This is a genomic window from Pseudomonas sp. WT-JTC, from assembly GCF_056711565.1.
Genome location: NZ_CM160042.1, coordinates 496,583 through 520,324 on the forward strand (window position 1 = coordinate 496,583; position 23,742 = coordinate 520,324).

Sequence of the window (23,742 nt, forward strand, 5' to 3'; positions counted from 1 at the left end):
GCTCGCGAAGAGGCCGGAACTGTCAGCCGAGAAAGCACACAAGTTCCTGTGAACCGTCCTACGCGATCTTGGGAAGCCATGAACTGTGGCCACAATCTCCCCGATGCTAGTTTGCCTGACGTTCCCGGAGGGCAGGCTGTGACGATCAAAATGGCAGTTGCATCAGGTGTCTTAACCGTGTCGCTAATGGGCTGCGGGACCGCCGCCACCGTCCTGCAGGATGAAGCCGAAGCAGCGCAGGGGTTGCGCAGGCAAAAGACCTATTGCCAGTCCATTCCCCGGGTCTATAGCGGCTTGGCTTACGACTTCTGTGTTTTGAATGCACCGCCAGACCCTACGGGTATTCTTGTGCCGTTCGTTTTGGTGGACCTGGCCGTGTCTGGCGCGCTGGACACCGTTGTCCTGCCATACACGATTTACCGGCAAAGCGTGGACGGCAATATCCTTGTCTATTGGCGACCTGCGCGCGGATGAAAATGCCGCGAGGTCCGCGCCGTAGTGGCTTGCCACTTGCGGCTAGAGGCTTGCCGCTGCTTTTACGCTATAATCCCGCCCTTTAGCTGTCTCTCGCCCATTGCGAGGGCACATTAATTTTTGAGGCGCTTGCGCCTGCATGCAGACTAAAGAGGCTAGACCCCTGTGGCATTGACGATTCTTGGCCTGTCCGGCGCCCTTAGCCATGATCCTTCCGCAGCCCTGTATATCGACGGCAAGCTGGTCGCGGCGGCTGAAGAGGAACGCTTCGTACGCGATAAACATGCAAAGAACCGCATGCCCTACGAATCGGCGAAGTTCTGCCTGGAACAGGCCGGTATCAAGCCGTCCGACGTTGACGTGGTCGCGATTCCGTTTGCCCCGATCAGCCTGTTCGGCAAGGCCCGCTGGCAGTACGCCAAGCGTTACTGGTACGCCCCGGACCGTGCACTCGACGCGATCCTGATGGGCAACCGTCGCTACAAGCGCTATCGCAACAAGATCGTCTGGTGCCTGGAGCAACTGGGTTTTGATCCGAAGAAGATCAAGATCGAGCCGGTCGAACACCACCTGGCCCACGCCTCCAGCGCTTATCACTGCTCCGGTTTCAAAGAGAAAACCGCGATCCTCGGGATCGACGGCAAGGGTGAGTACGCCACGACCTTCTTCGGTTATGGCGTAAACGGCAAGATCCACAAGATCAAGGAATTCTTCGATCCGGACTCCCTCGGCGGCCTGTACGGCGCGATCACCGAGTTCCTCGGTTTCGATATGCTCGATGGCGAGTTCAAGGTCATGGGCATGGCGCCGTACGGCGACGCCAGCAAATACGATTTCTCGCGCCTGGCTTCGTTCGAAAACGGCGAGCTGGTGATCAACACCGACTACGCCAACGTCATCGGCTTGCGTCGCTACAAAGAGAAGGGCAAGGGTTACTACTTCTCGCCGAAGCTGATCGAGTGGCTGGGTCCCAAGCGCGAAGGCGACATCGCCGACGAGCCTTACATCCACTACGCCGCCAGCATTCAAGCGTTGTTCGAAAAAATTGCGCTGCAGATGATCGATTACTACCTGGGCGACGTGCTCAAGGAAACCGGCAAGCTGGCCTACGCCGGTGGCTGTGCATTGAACGTCAAGCTCAACCAGAAAATCATTGCCCGCGACGACGTCAAGGAGCTGTTCGTACAGCCGGCGTCCGGCGATGCCGGTACCGCGGTGGGTGCAGCGGCCTACGTGTCTCACGCCCGTGGCGTACCGGTCGAGAAGATGGAACACGTCTACCTCGGCCCGTCGTACAGCAACGAAGATGTTATCGCTGCGTGTGCCCGTCACGAGAATAAGCCAGCCTGGCGCAAGCTCGACAACATGCCGGAGCAGATCGCCAGGATCATGGTCGATGGCAACCCGGTGGCGTGGTTCCAGGGCCGCATGGAGTTCGGTCCGCGTGCACTGGGTGGTCGCTCGATCATCGGTTGCCCGAGCGTGGCCGGCGTGGCCGACCGCATCAACCACCAGATCAAGTTCCGCGAGCGCTGGAGGCCTTTCTGCCCGTCGATGCTCGACACCGTGGCGCCGCAGATGATCAAGATCGATCACCCGGCTCCGTTCATGACCTTCACCTTCGAAGTGGCTGAAGAGTGGAAAACCCGCGTGCCGGAAGTCGTCCACGAAGACGGTACCTCCCGCGCCCAGGTGCTCAAGCGCGAATACAACCCGCGCTACTACGACATGATGAAAGCGCTGGAAGTGCTCACCGGCAACGGCGTGTCGCTCAACACTTCGCTCAACCGTCGCGGCGAACCGATGATCTGCTCGCCGACCGATGCGCTGAATATGTTCTTCGGTTCGGATCTACAGTATCTGATCATGGAAGACATCCTGGTGGTCAAAGAGGGCGCGAACGCCTATGACACGTTCGGCTGAACGCCATGTGCTGCAGTTCTGCCACGGCTATGACGGGCCGTTCCTGGACTGCGCACGGCAGTACGCCAGTCTGTTCGCGGGGAACGGTTATCGTGTGACCACGGTGTTTCTCACCGGGGCCGCCGATGCCGAAGTCGCCGCGGGCTGCGCTTCCGATGAAGTGCTGTTCATGGAGTACAGCTCCAAGGCCATTCGCGGCCTGAAGCTGGGAGCCATCGGCGATCTGCGCAAGATCGCCGCGTCGCGCAACTTCAGTTTCTGCATCGCTCACCGCTTCAAACCCATCTATATCGCCTTGCTCGGTACGTCGTTGCCGGTCATTGGCGTGCACCACGGGTTTGACGACTACAAACGCGGCAGCCGCAAGCTGTTTGCGCATATTTTTCGCAAGCGTTTGAGTCTGCTCGGCGTGTCCGACGCGGTGCGCGACGACATGCGTAATTGCCTGCCGAAGTGGCCGGCTTCGCGAATTCAGACGTTGTACAACCGTATCGACGTGGATGCCTTGCAAGCCACGCAAGTGTCGGCTCGCGAGGCCCGGGAAACCCTCGGTCTGGCGGCGGATGCCTGGATCGTCGGCAACGTCGGACGGCTGCATCCGGACAAGGACCAGGCCACGCTGCTGCAGGGTTTCGCCGAGGCATTGCCGAGGTTGCCGGGCAACAGCCAGCTGGTCATTCTCGGTAAGGGGCGCCTGGAGGAAAAGCTCAAGGCTCAGGCCCGTCAGCTTGGCATTGGTGACCGAGTGTTGTTCCTTGGTCAGGTGCCGGATGCGCGCAACTATTTCCGGGCCTTCGATGTGTTTGCCCTGAGTTCCGATCACGAACCGTTCGGCATGGTGCTGCTGGAGGCCATGGCCGCCGGCGTACCCTTGCTGGCCACGGCCTGCGGCGGAGCGAAGGAAGTGGTCGAAGGCGTGGGCATCCTGTTCCCGTTGGGCGATGCCGGACATCTGGCCCAGGGGCTGCAACATCTGGCCGGCATGGATGATCAGCAACGCCGACAGTGTGCCGAGTTGATGCTCGAACGCTTGCGCGAGCGCTTTTCCGACCGAGCGGTGCGCGATGCTTTCTGGCATTTGCCACACGTTACCGAACTGGCACAGAGGGGCTGATGCTCAACCGATTTCAAGGCTGGCGCGAGCGTGGCTGGGCGGTAGTCGACGCCTCGACTTACGCCGAAACCTGGCAACGATATGGCGGCAGCGTCGCGACTCATCCCATGGTGGTCGAGCGGCTGGCGACACTGGCCGACATTCCGGTGCGCTACCTGGCCTGGTTGCAGGGTGGTGAGATCAAGGCGGCGATCCCGACCTGGGGGCGCGACCTGGCCTTGTCCAAGGACGTGCTCAAGCGTCGCGGCAAAAAAGGTCTGTTCGACCTGGGCAACGCCGAAATCATCCTGCCGGCCGCTGCCGATGCCACGGCGCCTTTGCGCCATCGCGCGCGGTATCTGTCGGCGCTGAACGAAGGCCGTTTCACTGGCATCAGGTTGCAAGCCGAACAATTGGCCATGGCCCGCACCCCCGAAGAACTGTCGAAAAAGTTTCGCTATAACCAGCGCCGCGAATTGCGCTTGCTGGAGGAGGCCGGTGGCGTGGTGCGACCGGTGTCCGAATTTTCCAGCGCGGAGCTGGCGGCTATTTATTGCGACCTGTTCCAGCGCCGCTGGGGCTTCCCGGCGACGGGGGCCGAACGCATGGCCGACGTCATCGAGTTGCTGCGCGAGTTGCTGATCGGTTCGGTGATTTTCCTCAACGATGCGCCGATTGCGATTCAATTGGTGTACCGCGTCGAAACCCCGCAATGGATCAGCGTCGAGTACATCAACGGTGGGGTCGATCCGCAAACCCGTGAGTTCAGCCCCGGCAGCGTGCTGAGTTTTCTCAATACGCAAAGCGCCTGGGAGCATGCCCGGGCGCAGGACAAACCATTGCGCTTTTCCTTCGGTCGTGCCGACCGTGAGTACAAGGATCGCTGGTGCAACTCTGTGCCGGTCTTCACCGTATGAGCCAAGCCATGAGCCGCAAACAGCAACTGCTCAAGCGTCATCGGCGCAATAAACGTATCGGCCTGTTGATAGCGCTGGTGCTGTTGATCGTCATCGGGGTGCTGGTGGCCTGGTGGTTGCCGCTGGTGCTGGCGGTTCTGGGCTGGATTGCCCACGAAGCCTGGTTTGCCGATCATCTGTTCTACTCCCCGAAAGACGATTACCAGTACAGCTTTCCCCCGTACACGCCACAGCCCAAGGTGCACCTGAGTGGTGAACATTTGCGGCTGGACGAGGGCGTGATGCTGGTCGACGACGCGACACTGGTGCTGGCCCTGCGGGTAAAAAGCACCTGGCTGGGACGTTTTATCGATCCGGTGGTCGAGTTGATCGGGGGTGAAAGCCCAGACCGACAAACCTTCGAGCGCGGTGTAAACGGCCTGCGTTACCTCAATCTCAGTGGCCAGGCTCAGGCGCTGTCGCGTGGTGACCTGCGCTTGCGCGGGCATTTCTGTCGCGTGTTTGGCGAGCCTGTGCTGTGGGCGTTCGAGCATCCGGATTACCGGCGTCAGCGGGTGATGGTCATCGCGCCTCATGCTGATGACGCCGAGCTGGCGGCCTACGGTTTGTACAGTCAGGCCGACGAAACCTGGATCGTCACACTGACAGCGGGTGAAATCGAAGCCGAACACTATCAGCAGATGGGCCTGAACAAGGTCGATGCGGCTCGCTTGAAAGGCCGTCTGCGCACCTGGGACAGCATTGCCGTGCCACGTTGGGCCGGTGTACCCGAGGCTCACTGCGTACAACTGGGTTACTTCTGCCTGCAGTTGGCAAGCATGCAGTCCGCGCCTGCCGTGGCGGCGGGATCGCGGGAAGCGGACCTGAGCGATACCCGGCTGTTCCGTCAGTTGAATCCTTTCGCGCTGCCCGGCGATGCCGATGGTGCGCCGACCTGGAACAATCTGCTGGCGGATCTGCGCGAGTTGCTGCTGCGCGCCCGGCCCGAGGTGATCGTCCTGCCGCATCCGACCCTGGATCCGCATCCCGATCATATCTGTGCCCAGGCGGCAGTCCTTGAAGCCTTGCAGGGCCTGGACTGGCAGCCGACCACGCTATTGGGCTACGCCAATCACCTGCACGACAACGACCGCTGGCCGATGGGCGACAGCGGTGATGGCATCGCCTTGCCGCCGGCCTTCGATTCGACCCAACCGATGCAGCCTTATTGCCTGTCGATGCCGCTTGAGCAACAGCGGGACAAAGCCATGGCGTTAGGCATGATGCACGACCTGCAACCGGCGATGCCATTCAAGCGTCGCTTGCGTCGGTTGATACAACGGTTGTTGGCCGGCCGGTTGCCGCCAACCTATGGCGAGAACGAATTCTTTCGCAAGGCAGTCCGGCGCCACGAACTTTTGTGGTCCATCAAGCACACACCAGGCAATGTTTCTCAGCGGGGAGAGTTATGAGTCAGCGGTCAAAGGTCCTGCAACTGCAGCCTGACTACAACGTCAAAGCCCATGATTTCGCCGACCTCGCGGAGCAGATCGTCAAGGCCCTGCCCGGTGATCGCTATGAAGTGACCGCCGCGTTTCTGCGTGGCAAACCCGGGCCGGGCGAAGCGGTGAGCCGCGCCGACCGTTCGGTGTACTTCGAGTTTTCCGACAAGTCCCTCAAGGGCATGCGCCTGCGGGCGATGTGGCAGCTGTACAAGTTCTGCCGTCGGGAAAAATTCGATGTGGTGATCTGCAACCGCTTCAAGCCGGTGAACATGATGCTGGCGCTCAACCGCTGGTTGAAAGTGCCGTTGTGCATCGGCATTTCCCACGGTTTTGGCGAGTACGACCGTTTTTACCGGCGCCGCCAGACCCAGCGCCTGATCGATCGTCACTGGCGCTTCGTTGGCGTGTCGCCAGCGGTGAAACAGTATCTGCTGGACTGTGACTGTGGCTTCACCGACCAGAATACCTACGCCATCACCAATGCCATCGACATCGAGCAAGCCGAAGGTCTGCAACACAGTCGTGAAAAGGCCCGCGAAATGCTGGGCATCGATCCGTCGGTGCGGCTGATCGGTGCGTTGGGGCGACTGGTGCCGGTCAAGGGCCATATCTATTTGCTGCAGGCCTTTGCCGCGCTCAAGGACAAATACCCGAATACCCAGCTGGCGATCATTGGTGCCGGTCGCGAAGAGTCACGCCTGGCCGCGGAAATCGACCGCCTCGGCCTCGGCGGTCGTGCCCATTTGCTGGGGTTCAAGGAAATTGCCCTGCAGTACATTCGCGCTTTCGACATCTGGACCATGCCTTCCCTGGCCGAAGGCCTCGGGCTGGCGCTGCTTGAAGGCATGAGCGGGCATTTGCCGGTGATTGCCTCGAACGTGCCGGCCATGTTGCCGCTCATCGAGGGGGCCGGTGGCCTGGCGATTATGCCGAAGGATGTGCCGACGCTGCAGGCTGCGCTGGACACTTACCTCGGGCTGTCGGATGACGAGCTCAAGGCCAAGGGCGAGCAGGCCTTCCGTTATCTGCAACAACACCATGACATCGAGGAATTCCGTCGCGAATACCTCAATCTGATCGACTCCGGCCTGGAACAGGCCCGCAAGGAACAGCCATGAACGACGCGCAACCCATCGTCACGGTCATTATCGCGTCGTACAACCACGCCCCTTACATCGAGGAAAGCATTCTCAGCGTCCTCAACCAGACCTATCGGAACATTGAGTTGCTGGTGGTCGATGATGGCTCGAAGGATGACAGCGTCGAGCGGATCAAGGCGTTACAGGCCATCCATGGTTTCGACTTCCGGGTTCAGGAAAACCAGGGGCTGACCAACACCCTCAATGGTGCGATTGCCCGGGCAAAGGGCAGCCTGATCGTGCCGTTCGGTTCGGATGACATCATGTTGCCGGAGCGTATCGCCACACAGGTCGCTCATATGGACGGCAAGCCCGAGGTCGGCATTTGCGCCGGCAACATCGAGCTGATCGATGCCGACGGTAACCTTTACCCGGAGAAACGCCAGCGCCGGGATGTGCCGTTCCGTCGCCTGGACTTCGATGACATGTTCCTGGAGCGCAAGCCCTATCCACCGGCACCGACCCTGATGATCCGTCGCGAAGCGCTGGAGAAGGTGGGCGGTTTCGACCCGACCATTCGCCTGGAAGACTTGCTGATCGAGTTGAAGGTGACCCATGCCGGTTATTTCATCGATGGCCTGAATGTGTTGATGGCGCGCTATCGCAAGCACGCCACCAACTCCTACAAGAACCACCGCTTCATGATCGACAGCATCCTGCGTACCTATGCGCTCTTCAGCGATCACCCGCTGTATGACGAGGTGCGTTACAAGTTTCTCAATTCCATGTTCCTCAAGACCGCCAACCGCGATCGCAAGTTGGCGCGTGAGTTGCTGGCGCAGATTCCGTTCAAGGCCTGGAACAGGAAAACCTGGCGTGGGCTGGGCCGGATGTATTTCTCACGGCTGGAGAAAGACTGAGCCAGGGGCCGGATTCAAAGGGGGGAAACATGGCATTGTCCGCAATGACATGTCCCTGGCGATTGCTCAACGTTATTGAGCCGTCTTCTCCGGCTCGTTCCTGAGCTTCCTGTTCTGGCGTAACCAGTACAGGGTTTTCTTGCCGGCATTGATACCTGGTTTTTCGATGTACTGGTAAGTCAGACTGCTGATGATGATCAGCAGGCAACTGCACACGGCTAGCAGCGGCAGGAAGACCCAGGCTTGTCGGGCGTCAAGATGCAATACCGGCGGCAGTCTCTGCAGCAGAATCCAGAGCACGAACCCGTGCAGCAAATACGTGCTGTAGCTGATTTCCCCGAGCCAGCGAATGCTGCGTGGCCTCAGGGCGCCGAACAAGGTATTGCCTGACGCCACAATCACAAAAAACAGTGAAAGCAGCAGCAACGCTCCCAGGTTGAATGCACGGTTGAACACGGTAAAGGCGATCGCCAATGCGAGCAGAGCGATGATGCCCGCCAGCGGAGACAAGCTCCAGGCGACCCATTGTGGGCGACGAATCCAGTACGCCGCAGCGATGCCGCCGAGGAAGCTGGCCAGGAAATGTTTCTTCAGCGAGTGTTCCCAGCCGACCACCTGGTACAGGGCGTAGATGCCGATCAGGCACAACACCGTCTGCACCCAGCCGCCACGATAAATGAACAGCATGGCGGCCAGTGGCAGGGCCATGTAGAAAAACACTTCGTAGCCCAGCGTCCAGGTGACATTGGAGATCAGCATGCCGGTCTGGTGGTACTGGTTGACGTCTGGCCGGTCGAAGGTCAGCCAGGCCAGGGTCTGGCCAATGAGCTGGATAACCGAGTCCTTGAGCTCCCAGCCCTGCAAATGGAACACGCTGACAAACACAGTCAACATCAGCGGCAGGTAGAGCGGGTAGAGGCGAAACAGCCGCGATACTGCAAACGCCAGCCAGTCGTGTTGCCGTCCGTGGGTGAGCAAACGGTCCCAGAACAGAAAACCGGTAATCATGAAAAAGAGGGCGACGCTGCCCTGGCCGAGCTGCGAGTAGAAGTTGCTCGGCGGAAAATCGATCACGCCGGTTTGCAGAAAGATCCAGGTGATTATCGAGTGGTGCACGAACACGCCGAAAGCCAGATAGCCGCGTAAGCCGTCGATGCCGGCAAAGCGGCTTTCACCGCTATGCTCCAGCTGTCGGGCGAATCTCGGCACGGTGCGCAGCAGTAGCGCAGCGGTCGCGATGGCGAGCAGGTAGGCCGTCATCGCGATAAGCGGGTTGGTTTCGGTCATCGGTGAGCCTGGGCCGGAGGACTTCCGGCCAGCACTTGCCTGTGCAAATTATCCACGTCGGCTTTCGAAGCCGCTGCGGCGTATCCCTGCAGTAGCGCTTCGAAGTGGTCCTCGAACAGCCAGTGCCGATCTTCTGCGTAGCGCTGCATGTGGCGCAGATTACGCCGGCGCAGGGAAGGGCTCAATGATGAAGGGTAGATTCGCAGGTCGGCCAGGTCGATCAGGCCGAACTCGCCGTCCTCCAGTACCAGCACATTGCCCAGATGCAGGGAGCGGAAGTAGACCCCTTGCTGATGCAATTGAGCCATGAATTTGCCGAAACGCTCCACCAGTGCCTGGCGCACTGCCGGGGCCGTGATGCCTTGCAGGATCTGGCGCAGGGTGTTGCCTGGCAAGGGCGAGTAGTGCACAGCGGTGCTGCCGTCTTCGAACCGGTAAAGGTCGAGAATGTGTGGTGTCGGGATGCCCATGCCGCGCAGTTGCACTGCGTTGATGGCAAACCGATCGGAATAGGGTGTGAAACTGCCCGAGGTGTACCAGCGGCGGCGGCGGAACAGCTTGAGAAAGCTGCCATCGGTCAGGCGCAGGACCTTGGGGCCCAAACCATCTTCTTCGATGACCCGGGCATCGGCAATCAACTGTTGCAGGGCGCTTGGCGTTGCAGTCCTGATCGGCCTGTCCAGCAGGCGCCTGGCCCGTTGATTCATGCTCAGTGCGGCAATCAGTGCCAAGGGGATCCACAGCAGGAACCAGTGCTCCTTGGGACGAGAGATAATCCCGCCACCTTCGGTCAGGCCCGCACCGATACCGAATGCCAGCCAGGCCGAGGCCATGATAAACAGCGGTTGCACGCGATGGCGCCAGCTGCTGATGAAGCCCCACGCGAGGAAGAACAGCCATGGCAGCAGACCAATAATGCCGACGTAGTAGAGCACGCCCAGGGCAAAGCTATGGGGCTCCTGGAGGGGATAGCCGACGCCTGGGTCCAGGATCAGTTCGGCGTTGTAGCCGTGGCCGATCCATGGATGTTCAGCAATCCTGTCCAGGGTCAATTGCCAGAGCTCGATACGGAAGGAACTGCCTCTTTCGATGATCTTGTCCGCTAACAGCGCGAAAGTCGCGGCTCCGGCGATGAACATGGAGCCAAGCATGAGGACCGAGCGTCGATTCCAGCAGATGAAACACAACCACAGCGCAGCGAGCGTCAGCGCAACCAGTGGAGTCCTGGAACCGGTGGCCAGCACTGCGGCGAACATGATCGCCATCGCCGGTATGCTCAGCCAAAGTACCTGGCGCCGCTTGCAGGTCATGCTCAGGCTCAGCCAGTAGGTACAGAAAAAGCCGAAAACGTGGGAGCTGAGCAGTGGATTGTCGAACGCGCCTACACCGATCAGGCGCATTTCCGGTTGGTAGATCTGGCCGAACCTGTACAGGTTGTAGGCAGAGACGATCAGCGCCACCGTCGCGGCGCAGAACAGCAGGGGCTGGATGATTTCGCTGCGATAGCGCACCAGCATGTAGCAGCCGACGAACAGGAACAGGGTATGCAATGGCGGTTTGAACTGACCAAAGTCAATGCCGTCGTCCGGCCCCCACCACAGGCTGAGCAGTGCCCACGCCACAAACAACAGGGCTGCAATGACGATCGGTTCGTGCAGCAGTTCTTTGCTTAGCCGCGGACGCAGGCACAGGGCAATCAGTGCCGGAATGCTGAACAGGCCATAATAAAGCTTGTGATGCACACTGCGCCCCGGCAGGAAAAACAATGCACAAAGCAGCAATAAATAACCGAGCGGAAGGATCCACAAACAAATGAAATCGAAGATTCTGTTGGACGTGCTGTTCAAAGCGTTTAATTGCATGCTGAGTAACTTATTCCTGAATTGAGCGACCGTACCAAGGCAAAGACATCTGGTGGCTATTTGACGTGCCACAATACACAGACTGTATGCGATTGCCAGAACCCTGGGGAAGCTGTGCTAAAGTCAGCGTCCTTTTCATCGACATTCGCGTGATATGACCGACTCCAGTCTCTCCGCAAGCCCATCGAGCTTGAAAATCTACTTCCGTCTGCTCGGCTATGTCCGGCCGTACATCAGCCTGTTCCTGATCAGCATCGTCGGTTTTCTGATTTTCGCTTCGACGCAGCCAATGCTGGGCTACATTCTCAAGTACTTCGTCGACGGTCTATCCAACCCTGAAGCGGCGCTGTTTCCAACCGTGCCCTACCTCAGGGACCTGCAACTGCTGCAGGCGGTGCCGTTGTTGATCATCCTGATCGCCGCGTGGCAGGGATTGGGGTCGTACCTGGGCAACTACTTCCTGGCCAAGGTTTCCCTGGGCCTGGTCCATGACTTGCGGGTCCAGTTGTTCAACAACCTGCTGGTGTTGCCAAACCGGTATTTCGACAAGCATAACTCGGGGCACCTGATTTCACGTATCACCTTCAACGTGACCATGGTCACGGGGGCGGCAACAGATGCGATCAAGGTCGTAATTCGTGAAGGCATGACGGTGATTTTCCTGTTTGCCTCGCTGTTGTTCATGAACTGGCGCCTGACCCTGGTCATGGTCGCCATCCTGCCGCTGATCGCCATCATGGTGCGCACGGCCAGCAAGAAATTCCGCAAGCAGAGCAAGAAAATCCAGCTGGCCATGGGGGACGTGACGCATGTGGCGTCCGAAACGATCCAGGGCTATCGCGTGGTGCGCAGCTTCGGCGGTGAAAAGTACGAAGAGAAACGCTTCTTCGACGCCAGCCAGGGCAATACCGAGAAACAATTGCGCATGACCCGCACCGGTGCCATCTACACGCCGCTGCTGCAATTGGTGATCTACACCGCCATGGCCGTGCTGATGTTCCTGGTGCTGTTCCTGCGGGGCGATGCCTCCGCCGGCGATATGGTGGCCTACATCACCCTGGCCGGCCTGCTGCCCAAGCCGATTCGCCAGCTGTCCGAAGTCAGCTCGACCATCCAGAAGGGTGTGGCCGGTGCTGAAAGTATCTTCGAGCAACTGGATGTCGAGCCTGAAGTCGATACAGGCACCGTCGAGCGTGATGCCGTCAGTGGCCGCCTGGAAGTGCGCAACCTCAGCTTTACCTACCCTGAAACCGAGCGTCAGGTACTCAATGACATCAGTTTCTCGGTCGAGCCCGGGCAAATGGTGGCGCTGGTGGGACGTTCTGGCAGCGGCAAGTCGACCCTGGCCAACCTGATTCCGCGTTTCTATCACCACGACAAGGGCGAAATCCTCATCGATGGCGTCGAAGTGGAACAGTACAAGCTGTTGAACCTGCGTCAGCATATCGCCCAGGTGACCCAGCACGTGACCCTGTTCAGCGACACCGTGGCCAACAACATCGCCTATGGCGACCTGGCCGGCGCACCCCGTGAAGACATTGAAAAGGCGGCCCGGGATGCCTACGCGATGGACTTCATTGCCCAATTGCCCGAAGGTCTGGACACCCAGGTCGGGGAGAACGGCGTGCTGCTGTCCGGTGGTCAGCGCCAGCGCCTGGCGATTGCCCGGGCGCTGTTGAAAAATGCTCCGCTGCTGATTCTCGACGAGGCGACTTCGGCACTCGATACCGAGTCCGAGCGGCATATCCAGGCAGCCCTGGATCAGGTCATGAAAGGTCGCACCACGCTGGTGATCGCTCACCGCTTGTCGACCATCGAGAAGGCCGACCTGATCCTGGTCATGGATCAGGGGAAAATCGTCGAGCGCGGTACCCATGAGCAACTGCTGGCGCAAAACGGCTACTACTCGCGCCTCAATGCGATGGGCCTCGACGCCCCGGCCGAAGACATCGCCTGACCCCGAAAGGGCGAGCCTGGCTCGCCCCTTCGCACACCCGACGTGCAACGCGTCCGGTGATTTGTATCCAGACCTTTACGCTTCTTGACCAAACCGGAATAAATCTCGGCAACGTGCTTGTTAAGGTTCCTGAACGAACTTTGACTTGAATCGAGAGGGCCATCCCTTTCCCGCGGGTGTCTGGATGTTGCAACGTTATCTCTGGAAGCTGTTGCCCAAGCCGCAACGGGCTTTTCTGCTGGGGCGCCTGTCGGTCGTGGACCGTCAAGCGGTGAACAAGTCGATGTCGGCCAATGTCAGTTTCCCCAAACCCTTCGAGCAGCGTTCCTGCCTGTTCATCCACGTCCCTAAATGTGCCGGTAGTAGTGTCTGTGCGGCCATGTTCGACGACTGGAGCCCGGGCCACTTGCCGTTGTACTGGTACGAGCAGCAATTTCCCGAGCAGTTTGCCGCCAGTTTCAAGTTCGCGTTCGTTCGCGATCCCCTGGAAAGGGCCTACTCGGCTTACGCATTCCTTCGGGGCAACGCTTTGGGGAAACGGGATCACGCGGCACAGAAACTGGTCAGCCATTACCGCGACTTTGATGACTTCGTCGGCCGCTGGCTGCACCCGGAGACGATCCAGCGACAGCTGCACTTCGCCGCGCAAACGGATTTCCTGACGGATTCCATGGGCCATCTGGCGCTGGATTTCGTCGGCTACCAGGAGCACCTGGAGCGGGATTTCAGGTTGATTTGCGAGCAGTTGGACTATCCGGCGGATCTGCCCCACGTGAACAGGTCGCAGCAGCGGCGCCCGATGCCTGCGCGCGAGTTTTGCACGGTGCGCACCCGCAGGTTGGTGCGGCGGGTCTATCAGCGTGATTACGAGATGCTTGGATATGAATGAAGCCGCGCCGTTGTCTCGCCACTCGATCAGGCCCTACCCGTTATTGCTGTCGAGCGAAGACCGTGCGGCCCTCAAGTCGCAGACACCGCGCTGTCTCTGGCTGACGGGGTTGTCAGGGGCCGGCAAGTCGACCCTGGCCAATGCCCTGGAGCTGCAACTCAATCAACAGGGGTTGCACACCTTTTTGCTCGATGGCGACAACCTGCGCGCCGGTCTTTGCCGTGATCTGGGGATGGGGGCTGAATGTCGGCGGGAAAATATCCGGCGCACCGCCGAGGTGGCGCGCCTGATGGTCGACGCGGGTTTGATTGTGATCGTCGCGGCGATTTCGCCGTTCCGGGCCGAACGTGAGGCGGCGCGTCGATTGTTTGCAGACGGAGACTTCATCGAGGTGTTTGTGAGCACGCCGCTTGCGGTTTGCGCGCAACGTGATCCCAAGGGGTTGTATCGGGCTGCCCGGGAAGGCCGGATCAAGGATTTCACAGGCATCGACAGTCCGTACGAGGTGCCGCTGCATGCGGAGTGCGAAATCGATACGCAAGCGCTGGAAATGGGCGAAGCGTGCCGTCATCTGGCGGATTTTCTGCTCAAAAAATGAGCAATAAAAGCCGGCGAATCATCCCGTTGCAGCCTCCGCACAAGCCGACACCAACCCTGTGTTAATATCGCGCCCCTGTTCATTCTGTATGTGGGTTGCACCATGAAGTTGTCCATGCCGCGATTCGATCAAGCCCCTGTCTTGGTGGTCGGCGATGTCATGCTCGACCGTTACTGGCATGGTGGTACCTCACGGATTTCTCCTGAGGCGCCGGTGCCGGTGGTCAAGGTCGATCACATCGAGGACCGTCCGGGCGGCGCTGCCAACGTTGCCTTGAACATTGCCGCCCTGGGGGCTCCGGCCTCGCTGGTCGGTGTCACGGGTGACGATGAAGCCGCCAACAGCCTGGTCAACAGCCTCAAGGGCGCTGGCGTGCGGGCCATCTTCCAGCGTATTGCGCACCAGCCGACCATCGTCAAGCTGCGGGTCATGAGTCGTCACCAGCAATTGCTGCGTATCGACTTCGAAGAGCCCTTCGCCACTGACGCGCTGGCGCTGGCCGCGCAGGTCGATGAGTTGCTCGAAGGCATCAAGGTGCTGGTGTTGTCCGACTACGGCAAAGGCGCGCTGAAAAACCATCAGGCGCTGATCCAGGCCGCCCGTGCCCGCGGCATTCCGGTGCTGGCCGATCCCAAGGGCAAGGATTTCTCGATCTACCGTGGCGCGAGCCTGATCACGCCAAACCTCAACGAATTCGAAACCATCGTCGGTGGTTGCGCCGATGAGCACGAGTTGGTGAGCAAGGGCGCGCAGCTGATGCACGACCTGGACCTCGGCGCCTTGCTGGTGACCCGTGGCGAGCACGGTATGACCCTGCTGCGTCCGGATCATCCTGCGCTGCACTTGCCGGCCCGTGCCCGCGAAGTGTTCGACGTGACCGGTGCTGGCGATACGGTGATTTCCACCCTGGCGGCTGCGATTGCCGCGGGTGAAGAACTGCCCCACGCGGTGGCCCTGGCCAACCTGGCGGCCGGTATCGTGGTCGGCAAACTCGGTACGGCGGCCATCAGTGCGCCGGAACTGCGTCGTGCGATTCAGCGCGAGGAGGGTTCCGAGCGCGGTGTGCTGGGTCTTGAGCAACTGTTGCTGGCGGTCGATGATGCCCGTGCGCACAACGAACGGATCGTGTTCACCAACGGTTGCTTCGATATCCTGCATGCCGGCCACGTGACCTATCTGGAACAGGCGCGGGCCCAGGGCGATCGCCTGATCGTCGCGATCAACGACGATGCATCGGTCAGCCGACTGAAAGGGCCGGGCCGTCCGATCAACAGCGTCGACCGGCGCATGGCGGTGCTGGCCGGTCTGGGCGCGGTGGACTGGGTTATCAGCTTCCCGGAGGGCACACCGGAAAACCTGTTGAGCGCGGTCAAGCCGGACGTGCTGGTCAAGGGCGGGGACTACGGGATCGACCAGGTGGTTGGCGCGGACATCGTGAAAGCCTACGGCGGTACCGTGAAAGTGCTGGGGCTGGTGGAAAACAGCTCGACCACCGCGATTGTCGAGAAGATCCGCAAGTCTGAATAACGCAGCTTTTGTAGGAGCTGGCTTGCCAGCGATGGTCGTTAACGATGACGCTAATCCATTGAACAGATGCGGCGTCCTTGAGTCCATCGCTGGCAAGCCAGCTCCTACAGGGTTATGTGGGCACCTTCAGGAGCTGACCTTTTTACGCGGCACGATCTTCTTCAGAAGCAGTTTTGCCCTCCCGCGCAACCGCGCCAGCCCCGAATCCTTCCCCGGCGGGGTCAAGCCTTGCTGCCTCACCCAGTCCTTCCAGCGAATTCGTTCATCGCGCACCAGCCAGCCTTCCTGTCGGGCAAAACTCTCGGCCAGGTACAGGCCGCGCGTGCTGGCCGGGTACAGCTGATCCTTTTTCAAGGTGTAGAGCTCAGCCATCGGGTGGCCGTCCTGCAAGGGCATCAAGTACAGATCGGGTCGTTTGCGGTCGAGACGGGCGACGAGTTGATCGCCTTCCAGTCTTTCATCGACATGGAACAGGCTCAGGGATTTGGCTTCCTTGGGAACGTCCAGGCGCAAGTCGTAAATCAGTTGCAGTGACGCCGTTGGCAAATGCACATAAGCCCGCGGACGCTCCATCAGCATCAGATTGGCGCAACGTACCGGCCGCGCCGAGCCGGACAGTGGCGACAAGCGAAATGGCAGGGCTTCACGGTAATGCAGGGCGGCCGAGTAGGGTGTCGGCAGCCAGGTGTCATTGAACCGCCCGCCGAGCCAGCCTTCGGGGGTTTCCAGCAGGCATTCTTCGGCAATCTCCTGGATCGCTGTGTGCAAGGGCAGGTTCAGTTCATGGGCCGGCACGTATCCGGAGATCAGCTTGAGCACCACATCGCCGCGGTCCTGCCGACGCTGGCGCACCAGCACCCAATAGTCACGATTCTGCCAATGCAGGGTCAGGCGCACCGAAACCCCGAGATTGGCCAGCTCCAGGGCAAACCGTTCGCTGTCGCCGACCGTTACCGGCCGACGACGTTGCAGGGTCTGGGAGAAATTCAGCGGCCTGCCGACGCTCTGATAAGCCAGGCCTTCGGGAGTCGCTTCGACGAATAACGGCAGGGTCTTGAAGTTGCTCGGGTTCTTTCTTATGAGCGTGCGCGGCATGTCGGCTCCTGCTTAAGGCCGCGTGGGCGGCATCAGTGGCTACGTAGGACCTGGGCAACGGTCGCGACATTGTGGGCGAGGTGCAGCGGATTGATGGTTCCGACAATAGCGCTGGCAACACCCGGATGTTCAAACAACAGCTCGAAACTGGCGCGCACCGGATCCACGCCCGGACTCAGGCATACATGACCACTGGCGAGGGCTTTTTTGACCAGAATGGCTTTGCCGTGTGCAGCAGCATAGTCAATGACGGCCTTCTCGTTCTGCTCGTTCAGATTGTAGGTGACCATCGCGCAATCGCCTTGCTCCAGCGCCTTCAGGCCGCCGTCGACGGTTTTGCCGGAAAAACCGAAACCGCGAATCTTGCCTTCGGCCTTGAGCTCGGCGAGGGTTTCGTAGACTTCGCTGTCATTGAGGATCGCCAGGTCGTTACCATCGGAGTGCACCAGCACCAGATCGATGAAGTCCGTTTCCAGGCGTTGCAGGCTGCGCTCCACCGACATTCGCGTGTGCGCAGCGCTGAAATCGTGACGGGACTGGCCGTCGGCGAACTCTTCGCCCACCTTGCTGACAATCACCCAATCCTGACGCTGGCCGCGCAGCAACGGGCCGAGGCGTTCTTCGCTGCGACCATAGGCCGGGGCGGTGTCGATCAGGTTGATGCCCAGGTCGCGGGCGAGCTTGAGCAGCATGCGTGCTTCATCGTCATCGGGGATCTGGAAGCCGTTGGGGTACTTCACTCCCTGGTCGCGGCCCAGTTTCACCGTGCCCAGGCCCAGGGGTGAAACCAGCAGGCCGGTGCTGCCCAACGGGCGATGCAAGTCGTGCAGGGTCGGTTGGCTCATGGCAGCAGTTGCTCCCAGGCAGGTACGCCCATTGGCGGCTTCGGCAGTTCAGGCAGCGCTGCCGGGTGGCTTGGCTGGATACCGTCGCGGGTCAGGCTGGCAATGACCCGGTCGGCGAAGTCCGGCGCCAGGGCGAGTTTGGTTGGCCAGCCCACCAGCAGGCGATCCTGTTCGGCGAGGAAGGCGTTATCCGGGCGGGTCAACCCCGATTGCAGCGGTTCGGCGCGATCGACCCGCAGGGTCGCCCATTGCGCGCTACTCAGATCGATCCACGGCAGCAACTGGCCAAGCTCTTTGCGGGCGGTAGCGATTTGCTCGGCGGGCTCGCGGGCCACGCCTTCGGCTTCCGCGATGTCGCCGCCCAGGTACCAGACCCATTGACCATCGGCGGCCGGGTGGGTGGTCACGGTCAGGCGCGGTTTGGTGCCGCCGCCCAGGCAGTGGGCGTACAGTGGCTTGAGGCCCGGGCCTTTGGCGATGATCATGTGCAGTGGTCGGCGCTGCATGGCCGGCTGGCTCAGGCCGAGCGCGGTGAGCAGGTCGGCGGTGCCGGCGCCGGCGCTGAGCACGATGCGCTGGGCGCGGATCTGGCGCTCGTCGACTTTCAAGCCGACCAGCTCACCGTTTTCCAGCAATGGCTCGATGTTCTGCCCGGCGAGCAAGCCATCTCCCGCCAGATCGGCCAGGCGCTGGATCAGGCTCGGCACATCGATCACCAATTCCGCCAGGCGATAGACCTTGCCCTTGAAGCGCTTGTCTTGCAGGGCTGGCGGCAATTGCTCGCCCTTGACCTGATCGACGCGACCGCGCACCGCTTTGCTGGCAAAGAAACTGGTGAGGTTGCCGGCGAGGGTGCCGGGGGACCAGAGGTAATGGGCTTCGGACAACAAACGCACGCCGGACAGATCCAGCTCACCATTGCCCGCCAGGGCTTCGCGCCAACGGCGCGGCATGTCGGCGATGGCTTCCGAGGCCCCGGTCAGGGCGCCGTGCAGCGCGTATTTGGCACCGCCGTGGATGATGCCCTGGGACTTCACACTCTGCCCGCCGCCGAGGCTGGCGCTTTCCACCAGCACGGTCGAAAAACCCTGGCGGCGCAGGCGCGCATTCAGCCAGAGGCCGGCGACACCAGCGCCGACAATCAGAACGTCGGTGGAAATAACGGATGGCATGCAGCGACCTCTGTGTTCAAGACGAGGGCGCAGTATACAGACTCGAAGTGGAGGGGATTTACTGGAGTACAAAACCTGTGGGAGCGAGCAGGTTCGCTCCCACAATGAATGGTGCTTCGGACTTAATGCCCCGCAGTTTTGGAGAAGAGCTGGATGACCACGACGCCCAGCACGATCAACGCCATCCCCAGCATCGCCGGCACGTCCAGCTTCTGCCCATAGATAAACAGTGCCGCGACGCTGACCATCACGATCCCCATGCCGGCCCATACGGCATACGCCACGCCCACCGGAACGCTGCGCACCACCAGGGTCAGCATCCAGAAGGCAATCCCGTAGCCGAGGATGACCAGCACCAAGGGCAGCGGGGTGCTGAGGCCTTTGACGGCTTTCATCGAAACAGTGGCAATCACTTCGGCGCAGATGGCTATGGCCAGGTAGTAGTAAGCGGTCATGGGTCAATCCTCGTGTGAAGTGTTGCTCTCTGAGGTCGGCATTCTAGTGAGTTTCCAGATGCGGTAAAGTCATTACCTATCTGAATAGAAGATGGGTTGAGCCATGAGCATGCAATGGAATCTGGAGCAGCTGCGGTTGTTTGTCAGCGTAGCGGAGCAGCGTTCGTTTTCGGCCGTGGCGCGGGACCAGCGCAAGGCGCAGTCGGCAGTCAGCAGCTCGATTGCGATGCTGGAAGAAGACCTGGGCGTCAGCCTGTTCGACCGCAGCAGCGGCCGTCAGCCGAAACTCACCGAAGCCGGCACGGCGTTGCTGGATGAAGCGCGGGAAGTATTGCGCCAGTGCGAACGACTCAATGGTCGGGCATTGGCAATGATGCGCGGGCAAGAGGCACGACTGCGGGTGGCGCAGGATGAAGCGATGCCGTATCAGCCGATCATCGAAAGCTTCGAGGCCCTGGCGGAAAAATTCCCCAGCCTTGAGGTGCAACTGACCAGCGCCGCCCAGGGCGATGTCGCGCGTAAGCTGGTGGAGCGGCGCGCCGATCTGGGGCTGCTGTTCTTTCACGATCAGATTCCCGAGGCGCTTGAGCGGCGGGTACTGGGCAGCGTGGAAATGGTCACGGTGTGCGGCAAGGATCATCCGTTGGCGCGCAAAGGCTCAGTGGACGGCCAGCAACTGGCGCAGCATCGGCAGTTGCTGATGTCCACGGAGTCGAGCATTTATCCCGGCAGTGATCCCGCCAGCCCGCAAGTCTGGCGCGCGGACAGTTTCTATGTGATGGCGGAATGGCTGGTGCGCGGCCTCGGCTGGGCCTGGTTGCCACGCCACGTGGTGCAGTACCCGACTTATCAGAATCAGATGGTCGAACTGGCCAGCGAATGGACCCCGCCGGCCCTGGTGGTGGAGCTGGTATGGCGCCGGGATGAACCGCTCGGTCCGGCCGCGCGCTGGCTCGCCGAACGTTTTGCCGTGCACTTGCAGACGATTGGCGAAAAAAGCCGATAAACTCCGCCGCCATGAATAGAACTCTCTACACCGCGCTGTTTTATCTGGGGCTGCCATTGGTAGCGATTCGGCTTTGGCTGCGCGCGCGCAAGGCGCCGGCGTATGCCAGGCGCATCGGCGAGCGTTTCTCCTATGGGATGCCGGCGATGAAACCGGGCGGCATCTGGGTGCACGCCGTGTCGGTGGGCGAAAGCATTGCTGCCGCACCGATGATCCGCGCCTTGCTGGCGCGTTATCCGGATCTGCCGATTACCGTGACCTGCATGACGCCGACCGGTTCGGAACGGATCTTGGCGCTGTTCGCCAATGAGCCGCGCATCCAGCACTGCTATCTGCCTTACGACCTGCCTTGCGCCGCCCGACGCTTGCTCGATCGGGTGCAGCCGAAACTGGCGGTGATCATGGAAACCGAACTGTGGCCCAACCATATCCATCAATGTGCCAAGCGCGGGATTCCCGTGGCGTTGGCCAATGCGCGGCTGTCCGAACGTTCGGCCAGGGGCTACGGCCGGTTCCGCAAGCTGACCCAGCCAATGCTGGCCGAGATGAGCCTGTTCGCGGTGCAGACCGAAGCCGAAGCCCAACGCTTTCGCGACCTGGGCGCGCGGGCGGAAACCGTCGAAGTGACCGGTTCGATCAAGTTCGACCTGACCATCGACCCGCAACTGCTTGAGCGCGCCAGCCAATTGCGCGGGCAATGGCAGGCGCTGGAGCGACCGGTGTGGATTGCGGCCAGTACCCATGACGGCGAAGACGAGGTCGTGCTGGCGGCCCATCGTCAGTTGTTGGCCAGTCACCCCGATGCCTTGCTGATTCTGGTGCCGCGTCATCCGGAGCGCTTCAATTCGGTGTACGGGTTGTGCCAGCAACAAGGCTTTGCCACGGTTCGGCGTTCCAGCGGCGATGCGGTCAGTGCAAATACTTCAGTGTTGCTTGGCGACACCATGGGCGAGTTGCTGTTTCTCTACGCCCTGGCTGACAGTGCTTTCGTCGGCGGCAGCCTGGTTCCGAATGGCGGGCATAACCTGCTGGAGCCGGCGGCACTCGCCAAGCCGGTGCTGAGCGGGCCGCATCTTTTCAATTTCCTCGAAATCGCCACGCAGTTGCGCAGTGCCGGGGCGTTGCAGGAAGTGGAGGATGCCGAAGGGCTGGCGGTGGCGGTGCAGCGGCTGTTTGAACTGCCGCGCGATGCGCAGCGCATGGCAGAGGCCGGGTTGAAGGTGATGCGCACCAATCAGGGGGCGCTGCAGCGGTTGCTGGACGGGTTGGGGCGGTTGATCGACAGGTCTTCAGTTCGCCGCTGATCCTGTGGGGGCGAGCAAGCTCGCTCCCACAAGGTTTGTGCTGTCTTGAAATCTGATGGTCAAGGTCTCGCTTTCAACTGCTCCTCCGCAGCCTTGGCCAGATCCGGTGGCAGGAAGTCCTTGTCCGGGTTGTAGTTGGGGTTGAGCCAGCGTGCCAGGGTTTGCAGATCCCCCGGATTCAACGTGCCGGCCTGTTGCTTCAGGCGCAGGTTGTCGAGGATGTAGTCGTAGCGGGTGTTGTTGTAGTCGCGTACCGAGGTGTACAGCTGACGCTGCGCATCCAGCACGTCGACGATGTTTCGCGTACCCACCTGATAGCCGACTTCGGTTGCTTCCACCGCGCTCTGGTTGGAGATGATCGATTGCTTGCGCGCCTGTACCTGCTCGACATCGGTGTTCACCGCGCGGTGCAGGTCGCGGGTATTTTCCACGACCTGCCGGCGCAGGGACTCGCGCTGCTGCTCGGTCTGGTCCAGTTGCGCATACGATTGACGCACCTGGGAGTTGATCAAGCCACCGCTGTAGATCGGGATGTTCAGTTGCAGGCCAACGGTCGTTTGCGAGACGTCGCCACCGTAGGGTATTGGCTGGTTGTTCGGGTTGCTGAAGCCCAGTGCGTCGTTGTCGCCTTTCTCGTACTTGGCTATCGCGTCAACCGTTGGCAAGTGCCCGGACTTGCGCTGCTTGAGGGTTTGCTCGGCGGCGCTGACGGCATAGTTGCTGGCCAACAGATTGAGGTTCTGCCTGCCTGCCGTTTCGACCCAGGCCTTGGCGTCGTTCGGTACTGGCGGCAGGATCGGCAAGTTATGGCTGATGCCCCAGATCGAGTTGTACTGGCGGTTGGTCAGGGTGATCAAGGCTTCAAAGGCGTCGTCCACCTGGCGCTGGGCAACGATGCGGTTGGCGCGTGCGGTGTCGTAGCTGGCTTGCGAGTTCAATACGTCGGTCTTGTCCGAGAGCCCGACATCGAAACGTTCGTTGGACTGGTCGAGCTGGCGTTTGAACGCCGCTTCTTCGGCCTTGGTCGAGGCCAGGTTGTCCTGGCTGCGCAGCACGTTGAAATAGCTTTGAGCGGTTTGCAGGATCAGGTTCTGCTCGGTCGCCGAGAGTTGCAGGGCGGCCTGTTCGTTGACTTCCTTGGCGGCCTGGAACTGGAACCAGCGATCGGCGCGGAACAAGGGTTGCGCCAGAGTGGCCTGGTACGAATGCGCATCGCGGTTGGTGGTGGCGGACGGCTGATCGAGCGACGTACGCACCTCGGAAATATTCGCCCCGCCCGAGAGGTTCGGCAGCAACCCGGCGCGGGCCTGGGGTACGACTTCCTTCTGCGCGCCGTATTGGGCGATCGCAGCTGCCAGGTCGGCGTTGTTGTTGACGGCTTCCTGATAAACGCTGACGAGGTCCGTCTTGTTCGATAAGGGCGCATCTGCTGCCCAGGCCATTCCATTGGACGCACAAGACACGGCAAGGGCCAGTGAGAGTTTGCGCAGCATAGACGTTCCCTAGATTTGATATTACACAGGTAATTTGAGCGCCAAGGCTAAGGCGCTGCCTTGGCAGCGTCAATGCGCGACTCAGCGTAGCGAGTGTAGTTGTGCATTCGGGCGGCAACAATCCTGATACTGCGTGCAATTACGCCATTCATCATGGTGTTTGCAGTGGGGTTGGCGTTCTTCGCCAGTTGTGTCTAGACTGGCCGGGTTCTTGTCGGGGTGCCTTGCTATGAGGCTGAGATCGAATAATTTCGGATCCCGTTGAACCTGATCAGGTTAGCGCCTGCGTAGGGAACAAGATTTCTCGTCACCCGGCGAGTCCTCTTGTGCTTCGTCCGGGATGTTGTTCGACAATCGAACAC

The 23,742-nt window shown here is 60.6% G+C and carries 20 protein-coding genes and 1 riboswitch; of the genes, 13 read left to right on the forward strand and 7 right to left on the reverse strand.

The genetic code is table 11. From position 1 onward, the window contains the following. The first annotated feature begins 138 nt into the window (after window positions 1-138). The 7 genes from AC06G5_RS02180 to AC06G5_RS02210 all read left to right on the forward strand — a co-directional run bounded on the left by AC06G5_RS02180 (window position 139) and on the right by AC06G5_RS02210 (window position 7,890). Window positions 139-474 carry a YceK/YidQ family lipoprotein gene (locus tag AC06G5_RS02180; RefSeq protein WP_413423219.1) on the forward strand — a complete coding sequence of 112 codons (336 nt, stop codon included), beginning with the start codon at window positions 139-141 and terminating at the stop codon, window positions 472-474. A 165-nt stretch (window positions 475-639) separates the two neighbouring features. After that, a complete protein-coding gene (locus AC06G5_RS02185; protein ID WP_413423221.1) occupies window positions 640-2,397 on the forward strand; it encodes a carbamoyltransferase family protein in 1,758 nt (585 codons plus the stop codon). After that, window positions 2,381-3,511: a glycosyltransferase gene (locus tag AC06G5_RS02190; RefSeq protein ID WP_480458927.1), complete on the forward strand. Its 1,131-nt coding sequence runs from the start codon at window positions 2,381-2,383 to the stop codon at window positions 3,509-3,511. Before AC06G5_RS02185 ends, AC06G5_RS02190 begins: the two co-directional genes overlap by 17 nt. After that, on the forward strand, window positions 3,511-4,407 hold the full coding sequence (locus tag AC06G5_RS02195; protein WP_413703681.1) for an antimicrobial resistance protein Mig-14: 897 nt from the start codon (window positions 3,511-3,513) through the stop codon (window positions 4,405-4,407). Before AC06G5_RS02190 ends, AC06G5_RS02195 begins: the two co-directional genes overlap by 1 nt. 8 nt (window positions 4,408-4,415) lie before the next feature. Next, on the forward strand, window positions 4,416-5,858 hold the full coding sequence (locus AC06G5_RS02200) for a PIG-L deacetylase family protein (RefSeq protein ID WP_413423227.1): 1,443 nt from the start codon (window positions 4,416-4,418) through the stop codon (window positions 5,856-5,858). Then, on the forward strand, window positions 5,855-7,009 hold the full coding sequence (locus AC06G5_RS02205) for a glycosyltransferase family 4 protein (protein ID WP_413423229.1): 1,155 nt from the start codon (window positions 5,855-5,857) through the stop codon (window positions 7,007-7,009). The genes AC06G5_RS02200 and AC06G5_RS02205 overlap by 4 nt, the downstream gene beginning before the upstream one ends. Then, complete coding sequence (locus AC06G5_RS02210) at window positions 7,006-7,890, forward strand: glycosyltransferase (RefSeq protein WP_085717381.1); 885 nt, start codon at window positions 7,006-7,008, stop codon at window positions 7,888-7,890. Before AC06G5_RS02205 ends, AC06G5_RS02210 begins: the two co-directional genes overlap by 4 nt. A gap of 72 nt (window positions 7,891-7,962) precedes the next feature. Here the strand turns inward: AC06G5_RS02210 and AC06G5_RS02215 are convergent, their stop codons facing one another. Continuing rightward, window positions 7,963-9,177 carry an acyltransferase family protein gene (locus tag AC06G5_RS02215; protein ID WP_480458928.1) on the reverse strand — a complete coding sequence of 405 codons (1,215 nt, stop codon included), beginning with the start codon at window positions 9,175-9,177 and terminating at the stop codon, window positions 7,963-7,965. Further along, complete coding sequence (locus AC06G5_RS02220; protein ID WP_413423235.1) at window positions 9,174-11,039, reverse strand: O-antigen ligase family protein; 1,866 nt, start codon at window positions 11,037-11,039, stop codon at window positions 9,174-9,176. The genes AC06G5_RS02215 and AC06G5_RS02220 overlap by 4 nt, the downstream gene beginning before the upstream one ends. Window positions 11,040-11,193: 154 nt before the next feature. On the opposite strand from AC06G5_RS02220, the gene msbA reads away from it, so the two are divergent. The 4 genes from msbA (at window position 11,194) to hldE (ending at window position 16,010) form a co-directional block, all read left to right on the forward strand. Then, window positions 11,194-12,996, forward strand: a complete 1,803-nt coding sequence (gene msbA, locus AC06G5_RS02225) for a lipid A export permease/ATP-binding protein MsbA (RefSeq protein WP_413423237.1) — start codon at window positions 11,194-11,196, stop codon at window positions 12,994-12,996. A 184-nt stretch (window positions 12,997-13,180) separates the two neighbouring features. Next, window positions 13,181-13,885 (forward strand): sulfotransferase family 2 domain-containing protein, encoded by a 705-nt coding sequence (locus AC06G5_RS02230; protein ID WP_413423239.1) that lies wholly within the window; start codon window positions 13,181-13,183, stop codon window positions 13,883-13,885. After that, window positions 13,878-14,483: an adenylyl-sulfate kinase gene (gene cysC / locus AC06G5_RS02235; protein ID WP_413423241.1), complete on the forward strand. Its 606-nt coding sequence runs from the start codon at window positions 13,878-13,880 to the stop codon at window positions 14,481-14,483. The genes AC06G5_RS02230 and cysC overlap by 8 nt, the downstream gene beginning before the upstream one ends. A gap of 102 nt (window positions 14,484-14,585) precedes the next feature. After that, on the forward strand, window positions 14,586-16,010 hold the full coding sequence (hldE, locus tag AC06G5_RS02240; protein WP_413423243.1) for a bifunctional D-glycero-beta-D-manno-heptose-7-phosphate kinase/D-glycero-beta-D-manno-heptose 1-phosphate adenylyltransferase HldE: 1,425 nt from the start codon (window positions 14,586-14,588) through the stop codon (window positions 16,008-16,010). 126 nt (window positions 16,011-16,136) lie between these two features. Here the strand turns inward: hldE and AC06G5_RS02245 are convergent, their stop codons facing one another. The 4 genes from AC06G5_RS02245 to AC06G5_RS02260 all read right to left on the reverse strand — a co-directional run bounded on the left by AC06G5_RS02245 (window position 16,137) and on the right by AC06G5_RS02260 (window position 19,577). Continuing rightward, window positions 16,137-17,105 carry a metal ABC transporter ATPase gene (locus AC06G5_RS02245; protein WP_413423245.1) on the reverse strand — a complete coding sequence of 323 codons (969 nt, stop codon included), beginning with the start codon at window positions 17,103-17,105 and terminating at the stop codon, window positions 16,137-16,139. A gap of 32 nt (window positions 17,106-17,137) precedes the next feature. Then, a complete protein-coding gene (locus AC06G5_RS02250) occupies window positions 17,138-17,950 on the reverse strand; it encodes an aldo/keto reductase (protein ID WP_413703679.1) in 813 nt (270 codons plus the stop codon). Further along, entirely contained in the window at window positions 17,947-19,122 is a 1,176-nt protein-coding gene (locus AC06G5_RS02255; RefSeq protein ID WP_480458929.1) for an NAD(P)/FAD-dependent oxidoreductase, read from the reverse strand. The genes AC06G5_RS02250 and AC06G5_RS02255 overlap by 4 nt, the downstream gene beginning before the upstream one ends. A 122-nt stretch (window positions 19,123-19,244) precedes the next feature. Further along, complete coding sequence (locus AC06G5_RS02260) at window positions 19,245-19,577, reverse strand: DMT family transporter (protein ID WP_007977444.1); 333 nt, start codon at window positions 19,575-19,577, stop codon at window positions 19,245-19,247. Window positions 19,578-19,680: 103 nt separating this feature from the next. Between AC06G5_RS02260 and AC06G5_RS02265 the strand changes: the two genes are divergently transcribed. Both AC06G5_RS02265 and waaA read left to right on the forward strand, forming a co-directional pair. Continuing rightward, on the forward strand, window positions 19,681-20,583 hold the full coding sequence (locus AC06G5_RS02265) for a LysR family transcriptional regulator (RefSeq protein ID WP_413427564.1): 903 nt from the start codon (window positions 19,681-19,683) through the stop codon (window positions 20,581-20,583). Window positions 20,584-20,594: 11 nt separating this feature from the next. Then, window positions 20,595-21,887, forward strand: coding sequence for a lipid IV(A) 3-deoxy-D-manno-octulosonic acid transferase (gene waaA, locus AC06G5_RS02270; RefSeq protein ID WP_413427565.1), 1,293 nt, complete (start codon window positions 20,595-20,597; stop codon window positions 21,885-21,887). Between the two features lie 59 nt (window positions 21,888-21,946). On the opposite strand, the gene AC06G5_RS02275 is transcribed toward waaA, so the two are convergent. Next, window positions 21,947-23,380 (reverse strand): TolC family outer membrane protein, encoded by a 1,434-nt coding sequence (locus tag AC06G5_RS02275; protein ID WP_413427566.1) that lies wholly within the window; start codon window positions 23,378-23,380, stop codon window positions 21,947-21,949. A 205-nt stretch (window positions 23,381-23,585) separates the two neighbouring features. Beyond that, window positions 23,586-23,691, forward strand: a riboswitch (TPP riboswitch). Window positions 23,692-23,742 lie beyond the last annotated feature (51 nt).